This is a genomic window from Vibrio sp. NFR, assembly GCF_027587095.1.
Lineage (GTDB): Bacteria > Pseudomonadota > Gammaproteobacteria > Enterobacterales > Vibrionaceae > Vibrio > Vibrio harveyi.
The window spans coordinates 155,081-166,338 of record NZ_JAPPTN010000007.1; the positions used below are offsets into that span (position 1 = coordinate 155,081).

Genomic DNA, 11,258 nt, shown 5'->3' on the forward strand with positions numbered 1-11,258 from the left:
GTTACTCCTGTAAGCTAAGTTCACTAGTATTTGAAGTTAATGAACTTCTGATCGTTGCTTGTTTAGTATTGTCTGAAATCGCCGTATATGTTGCACGCTGTTTTGCATTATTTTGGAACCAGTACTTACGGCTTAATTCGTTTTTGTCATCAAGGATGTATTCTATCTCAAATGCTAGATAGTTAGCTGAGTCTTTCATTGGTAGAGTCAATTTATAGACGCTTTGAGAATCTGAGGAATCCGTTGAACTACTCAACGTTTCTAGGTTTACTCCTGTGTACCAAGCTCCCGACATCAGTCCCCCCTCTGTTACAGAAGTATTTGTCCGAAGTTTTATGCCATCTCTTGCATTGTTAGTGGGAACTTGGATATGTAGCTCAATACCAAACAATTCTTGTTTTGCTGCTGGATACTGTGTTGTTGAATTCGGAACGGTACGCATCATTGGTATTTGGCAGATTAAAGGTTTATCCATTATGGTTTTTAACTCAAAAAGAGCCTCTTGTACCAAAGAAGTATTATGCTTTTCTCTCTCTACCAAGCTTGAGGATTGACTCCAACGTGCTTTATTCGAGTGATACCCCCAAGGAAGTTTATCTAACCATTTTTGATAATCGTCTTGTTTAAGTTTACTCATTATATAGTTACTAAGAAGGTAAACCGCAGTGAGGCCCATAATGGCAAACATGATCGGACCTCCAAACAGGATATTTGCCGACCAAATCCCGGTTAATCCACCGATAGCTTGAAATCCACCGATAAGTGTCAATCCAAATAAAGATGCAAAATTGAAGTACTCCACAACTCTAGCTGTTCCATGAAGGTTGTCTATTTTCTGCCAAGAGCGATAGGCTTCTATACCTGAAGCTAGGGTGCCTAGCATTCCCGTAATCGCCAACCATTTATTAAATATTGCTAAATCGGCAGAAGGTAGTGCTCGTATTCTAGGGTTTCTTGATGTCTGAATCGCTTTCAGGGCAGTTTTTCTAAGTTCACTGTCTCCTTGTACACGATTCCACAGCTTACCTGTACGAATACCCGTCCAAGCGTTGACTGTATAAAAAAGCTTTTGTTGGATATCCAAAAATTCATCTGAGGACATTAACCCTGTGTCTTGAATACTGCTTATGGCATCACCAAGCGCGATGCAGTTAAATACTAATGCCATAAAGCCTAGACCACCGGCATTCTCGAACAGTTTATTCAAATCATGGAGCTTATTAGTTGCGAGCCGCATTCGCAGTTCGACGGTTTTTTGAGGCAGATCATCGGGTAATACAATACGCTGTGGGTACTCCAATGTAGCCACAGCGAGTGCCTTCTTAATAGTCTTTTTATTTTTTAAAGCTGTTGTGTATTTAGAGTCAGCTTTGCGGTTATTTTTCTGGAAGTCAGCAATGATTGCGTCATTTTTTTCGAGCTTAATCAGATAATCATTTACGCGTGTTTTCCATTTTTTTAAATCGCGAGCGTAACCTTCTTTTATAGTTACTGGCATATTATGTGCCATATGCTCTGCTATAACAGCAAACAAATAATAGCTATGGCGGTTCAGAGGTTTAGCGAAAACAGGCATCAGCATAATCGATGCTTGTGAGGTCAAGCTAACGCCAAACTCTATAACGCCTTTTGCAAGCGCACCTATTGCCGATTTAAAGATAATATCGAGCTCTTGGAAACCTTTGGCGATATCCTTGAGAAAGTCCGTTTCCGCAGTGTTTGGGTTGGAAACAAAGTCCATGATTTTAGAGTACATACTCACACGGTTGCTTGTAGCCGAGATCTGGTCCATCAACTGATTATCAGCATCAGAATTTTCCGAGGCGATCGACTGTTCATTAAGCGCCTCAGTAATATTCTTCTCTATTACTTTAAATAAGCTTCGGCTAAACCCAGAGGCATAGAGAGCAAGTAAACTGGTTGGTTTCTCCCATTGGCTTTCAGCCCATTGGCGGTCTTCTTCTTGCATCACCAGAGTAAATGACTCAACCGCTTGCTTATGGAGTTGATACAAGCTGTACTGCGTGTCTTTGCTGTATAGGTCGAAGGTTCTTTCGAGGTGATGGGGCGTTAAGGACTCCATGACTGCTATAAAGTCTCGTTTTACCGAGACAACTTCGGCAAGCATGGTTTCTTTTTGCTCTGACAGCTCCTGCATCTCACTCAGCATTTGCTTCCAGTTGAGCTGCTTGCGCCAACGCTCAGTCGCTATCCATTGCTCGTATTTACCAAATCGGTTTGCGGAAATTCGATATTTGTCCTGTATCGTTTTGGCAATGTCACTTTGAGTATGTTGGTGTGATTCAATCGCTCCAGCGGAAAATTTGGCAGGATAGCCTGATTGAACTGAGCTTTTATTTTGCTCTGCCAAATCAAGTTGGTTAGAGGAATCATAATACTCAGCCATGTCGGTATAAAACGACAGCTCTTCGCCGTTACGCTTAACGCTAGCTGGCATGTCTATCTCGTCACTTGCCCCGAACATGCACAGTTGCATGGCGGTCTGCATCAAGTTCCACTGGTTTGAAAACTGGTCAGTGAAAAGACGATATGGGCTTGCTGCGCCAACAAAATGCAGCGACATATCTTGAATGTCTGCGGCGTAATCTTTTATCGCGACGAAGTAACCCGATTCTTCTTCTGGAATCGCAGAGGTTAAATCACTCTCGGCTGCGACAGGTTTAAAGATAGAACCATCTTCATCTGCTTTGGTAGCGATGGCAGAATCCGCAAAGCGACCATCATCGACGGCAGAAGATTCAATATCAGCCACTTGAGTTAACTTATCGATTGGTGAAATGTTGTGCTGATTCTCGTTTGCAGACAGAACAACAGTTTGCATGCGATCGATATGATTACTCGGATTGTTAAGGACGCGCATGAACATGTTCCATGTCCAGCGGTGTTCAGAGTAGCAAATTGACAGCACGCTCCCATCTTCGTAAGTAAGAAAAGGTTTTGCGCCTTCTGGGGTACCACGCTGTTCGGATTCTGGGCTTTCCGACTCTCCCAGCTTGTAGAGCGTGAATTGCGTTCCTTTGATTTCGTATTCGTCTAGGCTTTTGTTGATTGCATCATAGACATACAACCAACCATCGCGAAGCTGACGCAAGGTATAGCCAACGGTATTGAGTTTGGCTGGGCCTTGGCCTTTCCATTCTTCAGGCAAACCAAAAGGTTGTGTTTCTTCTGTCTCTAGCTGATCGATGGCGTAGCGAACAGGGATGAAGTGTGCCGGTAAAGCCTCCGTTGGTTCTTTCTCGGTTTTTAAATTGAGAGGTTCTGGTTCAGACGGCGGTGGCGGGTCGATTTTTTTTGTTTCTCCCTCCCAAAACATACTGCGCTCTGGAGGCGAGCCAGCCATATCATCGGATGCGGTGGTTGGAACGGTATTCAGAGATTTCAACGTGCCATCGCTTTCAAATGCCTGAACAGCTTCTTCGTGGGTATAGCTGTTGTCGTGCCAAAACATCGAAGTTTTTGGAGGAAGTGGATTACTCATCGTCAGCCTATGTTTAAGAGTTTTACTCCATTAGGCAAATATCGCACCAAAATAAAACAACTATAAATCAGCATGTTAGGTGTTCTACAACTCTGCTTTAACCAAAAAGTTGTTTGTTTTTCCAAGAAGTTGGTTGGCATATACCATTTTTTGTATCGAAAGAGACCAAGTGTGGTTTGAAAGAGCTTGTTCTAAAGAGCAATGATTATCCAGACAAAAAAAAGCTCCAGAGTTGCCTCTGGAGCCTTTTTTAGCATTCAAGTTCTATTGAATTAACGACGTTTTGGTTTGCGTTGACCCGCTGGTTTGCCTTGACCTTGAGGGCGACCTTGACCTTGCGAACCCGTACCGTTTGAGCGATTTTGGTTGTTGCTACCAGGGCGTGAGCCAGAATTTGGACGTTGACCATTAGCGCCGCCATTGCCACGGTTTTGGTTTCCACGACCTTGTCCATTTGAGCCGCCTTGTGCTTTGCCTGAACCGTTGCGGTGACCAGATGGCTTGCCATCACGTGAGCCACCTTCAGAGCGCTTGTTCAAGTGACCACCGAAGCCTGGTTGGTTCTTAGTGTGTTTGGTTGCAAAACGATTTGCGCCGTGGCGACCAGACTTACGACGTTGTGCTGGTGTCTGTGCATCAATGTCTTCTGCAGGGACTAGACAGGTTGGCTTGTCACCAATCAAGTGCTTTTTACCCATGCTGATCAGTGCTTCACGGATTATCGGCCAGTTAGCTGGATCGTGGTAGCGAAGTAGGGCTTTATGTAGGCGACGTTGACGTTCACCTTTCGCCACTGGCACATCTTCACGTTGCTTGTATTTCACGCGTTTCAGAGGGTTTGTCTCTGAGTAGTACATTGACGTTGCGTTACACATTGGTGATGGGTAGAAGTTCTGTACTTGGTCACATTCGAAGTTGTTCTTCTTCAGCCATAGTGCCAAGTTCAGCATGTCTTCATCTTCAGTACCTGGGTGCGCCGAGATGAAGTAAGGGATCAGGTATTGTTTTTTACCCGCTTCCGCGCTGTACTTCTCAAACATCTCTTTAAAGCGGTCGTAAGTACCCATGCCCGGCTTCATCATCAGATCCAGTGGACCTTTCTCTGTGTGCTCTGGTGCAATTTTCAGGTAACCACCGACGTGATGAGTCACAAGCTCTTTGACGTATTCTGGTGATTCAATCGCAAGGTCGTAACGTACGCCAGATGCGATCATGACTTTCTTCACACCTTCTACTTTACGCGCGGCGCGGTAAAGATCGATGGTGTGTTTATGGTCTGTGTTTAGCTTGTTACAGATGCCCGGGAACACGCAAGAAGGACGACGACAGTTTGCTTCTGCTTTCGGATCGCTACAACCAAGACGGTACATGTTTGCTGTTGGGCCACCCAAGTCAGAGATTGTGCCCGTAAAGCCTGGAACTTTGTCGCGGATCTCTTCCAACTCATTAATGATGGACTCTTGCGAACGGTTTTGGATGATACGACCTTCGTGTTCGGTAATTGAACAGAAAGAACAGCCACCAAAACAGCCACGCATGATGTTAACCGAAGTTTTGATCATGTCGTAAGCCGGGATCTTTGCTTTGCCATACATAGGGTGAGGAACACGCGCGTACGATAGGCCGAATACGTAATCCATTTCTTCTGTCGTCAAAGGAATTGGCGCTTGGTTTACCCAAAGCTCACGGTCGCCATGACGTTGCAATAGAGCACGACCCGAATATGGGTTGGTCTCTAAGTGCAGAACACGGCTGGCATGGGCATAAAGAATGCGGTCGTTGTGCAATTTTTCGAAGGCTGGTAGGCGCACCGCTGTGTTCGCTGCATCATGACGTGATGGACGAATCGTGATTGGCTGTGCAACAGGCTCTTCTTTTTTAGTATCGCACTGAGTTTCCACTTCGTATGGGTTCTTTGGTACGAACGCTTCTTTACGAGGTTTCTCAATACGAGAAGAATCGATAACGGTGTAACCTTCTGGTTCAGCTGGTAGGTTTACTGCCGTACCGCGAATATTGGTCATGGTAGAAATATCTTCGCCATCAGCAAGACGGTGAGCCACTTCCACTAGGGCACGTTCTGCGTTACCAAAAAGAAGGATGTCAGCTTTTGCATCGAACAGAACAGAGCGGCGCACTTTATCTGACCAATAATCGTAGTGAGCTACGCGACGTAAGCTAGCTTCGATACCACCAAGAACGATAGGTGTGCCTTTATAGGCTTCACGACAACGTTGCGAGTACACCAACGTTGCACGATCTGGGCGTTTTCCGCCTTCGTTGTTTGGCGTGTAAGCATCATCATGACGAAGTTTTTTGTCCGCCGTGTAACGGTTGATCATGGAGTCCATGTTACCCGCGGTGATTCCGAAGAACAGATTTGGCTTACCAAGCTGCATGAAAGCATCTTTGTTGTTCCATTCTGGTTGAGCAATGATACCGACGCGGAAGCCTTGTGCCTCCAACAGACGACCGATGATTGCCATACCAAAGCTCGGGTGGTCCACATACGCGTCACCCGTGACAATGATAATGTCACAACTATCCCATCCTAGGGCATCCATTTCTTTGCGACTGGTCGGCAAGAAAGGTGCCGTACCAAAACACTCAGCCCAGTATTTTTTGTACTCATGAATAGGAGTAATGTCGTTGGTCATATTTTGCTCTCTGTTCCAAGGAGCGCGAATTATAGCGATTTGATGATCAGGTATCTATACCCAACTCTCTTAATCAAGCTTAGTTCAGCCACTTTTATTTCTAGATGAAAATGACTCGCAATTAGAGGTGGCTTTTCTTGTGTTATCTCCTTCTAGCCCTTGTGGTTATTGCCTTTGTCTAAGATTAAAAATTATCGTTACGCAATAGTGTGCTTATGTAAAACTCTTCCTATAATTTAACTAGTGCATACAAATGCATACGTCATTTTGACTCCAAATAATGACTGAATGCGTAGACATTCCAGATTGTGTTTTGACCACTTTGCAATCATAAAAAAACAGCAAAACGCGGCGACACGATGGGAAATCATTAGACAGAGTGAAAGGCTAAAAATAGGGGGCTAGGTAATGAGTGAAGTATCGCCTATTGCACAAGGAGAAGTGCACCCAGCGTCCGGTCAGCATCAAATCATCGAGTGGTCTTATGATATCTATACTCGAGAGTTTGAATGTGACCAACGAGGGATGATGTCCATATTCGGCTTAAAAGAGCCATTAAAAGGGTTGGATGATTTGTTTGACCACATGCTGCTGGGTCAACAGGGGGCTGCGAGGGAGAAAGTCTCTCAAGTAGAGCTTAATGGCGGGCATGGCAGTTTGTCTTGCTGTTTAATGCCTAACGAATCCATGCTGGTTCACGTTGATTTGAGTTTTGAACGTCTTAATGATCATGTGGTTCAAGGTATGGTTATCCCCCAACTCAGTATTACAGGTTGTGAAGAGCTGGCAAAAATTCTCGAAACGATTTTTGATTTGCCAAACGTTGGCATCTTAGTCGCCGATCAGGAAACAAGAATTCTTGGCTGTAATCGAGCCTTTGAGCAGCAAATGGGGTATGAAAATCGTGATATTGTTGGTTTGAAAACCTACATTTTTAGCTCGGACCATCACAGCAAAGCTTTTTATGACGATATCTGGGAACAGATTGATCAAGAAGGTTTCTGGAATGGGAACCTATTGAGCCGCACTGCCAACGGTAGCAATCAAGCGCATCATTTATGTATTTATCGTTTGAACTTCACTTCGGGTCGAACGCTCTTTCTTGGTTTTTCGACGGACATTTCTGCATCGTTATTGTGGATGAAGAAAGCCGGAGAACAACCCCAACAATGGTCTGCTTTCCTGCCTCCACGTGAAGGGTTCGAATCTCGACTTGCCAAGCTAGTACAAGAAACTGGTAACAAAGAGCTTAATATCGTTATGACTCTGCGTCCTAATTTCTCACCAAAAACCATACTCGAACAACAACTCGGTCTTGCTGATTTTGTGATGCGCAGCCGACACGCGAGTATTGCCGGTCAATTGTCAAAAGATGTGTTTGTGGTGTGTTTGCAAACTCCGCACTGTCAGTGGTTAAGCCCTCTACGTCTGATCCAAATTGCACTAAGAGGCTTCTTTGTTGAACTAAGAAATGAATTAGGAACCAGTATGCATGATGTGATTGTAGAGGGACAAATGGGGGTGTCAGTCCTAGGCTACGATACTAATAACCCAAGACAGGCACTAGTACACGCTGCTCAAGCGATGGTTTCCTCATCTTCTGGGGATAAGAGCTACTTCAATTTTTACAACAGTGAACTGCACGATGAGTTGGTTAAGCGTCATCATTTAGAAGCGTTTTTAAGAACGCAAATTGAGAGTCAGTTGGTTGATGTGTATTACCAACCGATCATTGAAACTCGTAGCGGAAAGGTGGTGAAGTTCGAAGCTTTGGCGCGCTTTTACCACCATAACAAAACCTATGACACGCAAGAAATGATTTCTGTAGTCGAAGACTTGGAGTTGGTCGCCGCTTTGGATGATGTGGTATGCCGAACGGCGCTGAAGCAATTGCCTCATATTCAAAAAGTGTATGGTGAGGATATTGGTTTAACTATTAATCGTTCATTAAATACCAAATTGGATTCGTTGCAAGTATTGCAAAGCTCGTTTGATTTGATTGCTGAAAGTGGAGTAGATCCAAGTCGAATCACTATTGAGCTCACTGAAACGGCTTACTTTGAACAAGACCAAGAACACACCACTGCCCTTGAAGAGCTACGAGGGCAGGGTATTAAGATCGCCATTGATGACTTTGGTACGGGGTACTCTTCGTTTTCTTATCTGGAAAAGGGGCAGTTTGATCTGCTTAAAATCGATCGTAAGTTTGTCAAAGATATCGAAGAGGGGAGCACTAAATACAACATCGTGAAGATGATTACGGAACTGGCACACAAACTTGGTGTTAAAGTCGTTGCCGAAGGCGTTGAATCGGAACAGGAATTACAAGTGCTTGCGAATGTGGGTGTGGATTACATGCAAGGCTTTTTGTTTTCTCAGGCGGTGCCATTGGTGTTACTAGATAAGCCGCAATGCCATCAGAAACGCTTTAAGGACGTCAAGGTTAAGCCAACTCACGACGCTCCTTTGTTGTCATTGAGTCATCGTGACGTTCGTCGCTTAGACCCGGGTGAGCCATTGTCGTTAGCGGTTGAATTTATGAACTTGAGCCCGGATGCGCCGCTCGTAGTCGTGAATGAAAAACGCTGTGTCGGACTGATCACCAAAGAGCAGGTGAACTTGCATTTGACGCCTGCAATGGGGACTGATTTGGAGTCAGAAAGAGAAAACCGCATTTGGAAACGTCCGGTAAACCAAATTATGAACACGGAATTTGAGCAAATAGATGCGAGTATTTCAGTTTCACAAGTTCGCGAGTTGGTCAAAACAGGCAAAAAATTTCCTTGGATTTTATGTAACTCGCAAAATGAATACCGCGGTTTATTGACCCAAGAAGATGTATTGACGTATCTAGCCACGCTCTAGTCGTGGCTTGGCCGTAATAAAGCACAGTAGCATGTTGGGTTTAGGTGGTTTGGCGATAGGCGATTTGCTATTATCGCCACCCCAAAATGACTTTTGAGTTTGTATTCAACATGATTCAACAACTGCTGTTAACTTTTCCTCCAATGCTGTTTGGCGCTCAAGCGCTGTTGACGTTGCTTTTGATCAAAGGTGATATTTGTCCTGGTCAACGTGGTCGTCTGCACAAGATGCTGCCATCTATAGGTATTCTTTGGTTGGCAGTAGCGTCGCTTCGTATTGAAGCATTCATGATCGTATTCGCGATTTTCTACTTCTACTCTCAAGTTCAAACTAAGAAGACACGTGAGAAAGGTCCGCTATGGGCGTTGCATCTAGCGAATGGCTTAGCGTTTGCGTATGTGAGTATCCAAGTATTCGAGCAAGCGCATTGGGCGGCTTCTGCGTCAATGGCTGTCATGATTTTCTTTTTGGGGGCAGTATTTGCTCAGTTGCTTCTCGTTATCGCGCGCAGTCGTTTGCAAGCTTTCCACCGCATTTTACCTGTGGCTGGTGTTGTATCGGGTATGTTGCTAGTCGTGCTGACCTTGTTTTCTGCATATCAACTTGATGAAGCAACACTGAACTCAGTCACACAGCATATCTTGGCGTCGCTAGCCATGTTGATCATAGCGATTGTGGTTTGGTGTTGGCACATCTTTACGCACAAAGCACCGAATAAGGCTCAGCTTGCTGCAGCGCTGCTGCTTGCTTTGGCATCCATGACAAGTCTCCAAGGCCTGTTTCTACTTGGCGCGTAAGCTGCTGGGTTATCCTTTCCCCATACAATTTCACAAATGAGCTCGGGATTTAGACCGAGCTCACTTTCAAATCATTCGATTAAGTCTACGCTTTAGTTATAGCCTCTATTTGTTTAGAGCGCGCCTAGAAGCATGTGCTCAACAAAACCCTGAGGCTAAATACCTTGTCTTAGAGGAGTGTCGCTATGGACTTAAGCAATGTGAGTAACTGGGACAGCATTATTTTGCTGGGTATCGTCAATGAAAAGCTGCGCTTAGAATGCGACAGTTTCGAAGAGCTGGTTTCTATGTACGAGATGGATGTTGAATCGGTAGTGGGCAAGCTTGATATGCTCGGCTATCAATATGACCCACTTACCAATCAGTTCAAATCTTACGAACGCTAATCTTGTCTCTATATCTGAATCATTAAGCCATCTTGATGCCATCAAGGTGGCTTTTGCATTGTTGGCGTGCCGTGGCAAAGAATGCTTGTAGATAGCGCTTCTCCTTTTCTGAATTTCGTGTTGCGGCAAACAAACGACGCCATAACCCATTACCAAAAGGCTTACTGATGATGAGCCCTTGGCGCGAAAACTCTGAAATCGCCCAATTAGGCAGCGCGGCAACACCTAACCCTGCTGACACCATTTGCACTAACATCAAAGTATTATCTGCTTGCTTCCACTTCGCAGGTTCAACCCCCGCTGGCTGCAAAAAGTGTTTCACGACATCTAATCTCTGTTTCTGAACCGGGTAGGAGAGCATGGTTTGATCGGCAAGATCTTCTGGTTCAATGATGTCTTTATTAGCAAGCGGATGGCTGGTGGACGTGATCAAACGCATTTCGAAATCAAACAGCGGCTCATAGTGTACTTCTGAGCGTGGTTGAATGTCGGATGTGATCACCAAGTCAAGCTCTCCGGCAAGCAACGCAGGGAGAGGTTCAAAACCAAAACCGGAAGAGAAGTCGAGCGTGACACTTGGCCAGGTAACTTGGTATTCCTTCAACGCAGGCATCAGCCATTGAAAGCAAGAATGGCACTCGATAGCCATATGTAAACGTCCATTGACATCTTCTTTCAAGCTCGCGAGTTCATTCTCTGCTCGGGCGAGTTTGGGTAAAACGTCATCGGCAAGACGAAGTAATATTTCACCTTCGGATGTGAACTTCACTGGGCGTGTTTTACGCAAAAACAACTGACCACCGATGCGAGATTCAAGATCTTTGATTTGGTGAGAAAGAGCGGATTGCGTCAGGTGCAGTGCTGTCGCTGTGGCCGTGAGTGACCCTGTGTCTCGTAACGAGGTCAGAGTGCGTAAGTGTTTCAACTCTATCATGAATCCCATTCATCCTTGTGTTTCTACCATGAGCTTTATTAACTTACCGATAAAAATTGGATATGTAAACGTCTAGACGTCTATTTGTTTTGGGAGATTACGAGTGAGCGCTCTCAT

Annotated in this window: 6 protein-coding genes; 3 read left to right on the forward strand and 3 right to left on the reverse strand. The window is 44.9% G+C overall.

Annotated features, from left to right (window positions below; genetic code table 11):
- Window position 1: 1 nt before the first annotated feature.
- Together OH463_RS15155 and OH463_RS15160 are read right to left on the reverse strand one after the other, a co-directional pair.
- Entirely contained in the window at window positions 2-3,502 is a 3,501-nt protein-coding gene (locus OH463_RS15155) for a T6SS effector BTH_I2691 family protein (protein ID WP_269991544.1), read from the reverse strand.
- A 272-nt stretch (window positions 3,503-3,774) separates the two neighbouring features.
- Complete coding sequence (locus tag OH463_RS15160) at window positions 3,775-6,159, reverse strand: YgiQ family radical SAM protein (protein WP_045489462.1); 2,385 nt, start codon at window positions 6,157-6,159, stop codon at window positions 3,775-3,777.
- A 408-nt stretch (window positions 6,160-6,567) separates the two neighbouring features.
- Here OH463_RS15160 and OH463_RS15165 point away from each other — a divergent pair, with 408 nt between their 5' ends.
- The 3 genes from OH463_RS15165 to OH463_RS15175 all read left to right on the forward strand — a co-directional run bounded on the left by OH463_RS15165 (window position 6,568) and on the right by OH463_RS15175 (window position 10,207).
- Window positions 6,568-9,024: an EAL domain-containing protein gene (locus OH463_RS15165; protein WP_114091991.1), complete on the forward strand. Its 2,457-nt coding sequence runs from the start codon at window positions 6,568-6,570 to the stop codon at window positions 9,022-9,024.
- Between the two features lie 86 nt (window positions 9,025-9,110).
- Window positions 9,111-9,821 (forward strand): hypothetical protein, encoded by a 711-nt coding sequence (locus tag OH463_RS15170; protein WP_017189428.1) that lies wholly within the window; start codon window positions 9,111-9,113, stop codon window positions 9,819-9,821.
- 185 nt (window positions 9,822-10,006) lie between these two features.
- Window positions 10,007-10,207, forward strand: a complete 201-nt coding sequence (locus OH463_RS15175) for a DUF4250 domain-containing protein (protein ID WP_005445023.1) — start codon at window positions 10,007-10,009, stop codon at window positions 10,205-10,207.
- Window positions 10,208-10,229: 22 nt separating this feature from the next.
- Here the strand turns inward: OH463_RS15175 and metR are convergent, their stop codons facing one another.
- Window positions 10,230-11,141, reverse strand: coding sequence for an HTH-type transcriptional regulator MetR (gene metR / locus OH463_RS15180; protein ID WP_114091992.1), 912 nt, complete (start codon window positions 11,139-11,141; stop codon window positions 10,230-10,232).
- Window positions 11,142-11,258 lie beyond the last annotated feature (117 nt).

Excerpts from the sequence above, each read along its gene's own strand:
- OH463_RS15155 (WP_269991544.1), bottom strand. The coding sequence starts at position 3,502 with ATGAGTAATCCACTTCCTCCAAAAACTTCGATGTTTTGGCACGACAAC.
- OH463_RS15160 (WP_045489462.1), bottom strand. The coding sequence starts at position 6,159 with ATGACCAACGACATTACTCCTATTCATGAGTACAAAAAATACTGGGCT.
- OH463_RS15165 (WP_114091991.1), top strand. The coding sequence starts at position 6,568 with ATGAGTGAAGTATCGCCTATTGCACAAGGAGAAGTGCACCCAGCGTCC.
- OH463_RS15170 (WP_017189428.1), top strand. The coding sequence starts at position 9,111 with ATGACTTTTGAGTTTGTATTCAACATGATTCAACAACTGCTGTTAACT.
- OH463_RS15175 (WP_005445023.1), top strand. The coding sequence starts at position 10,007 with ATGGACTTAAGCAATGTGAGTAACTGGGACAGCATTATTTTGCTGGGT.
- metR (WP_114091992.1), bottom strand. The coding sequence starts at position 11,141 with ATGATAGAGTTGAAACACTTACGCACTCTGACCTCGTTACGAGACACA.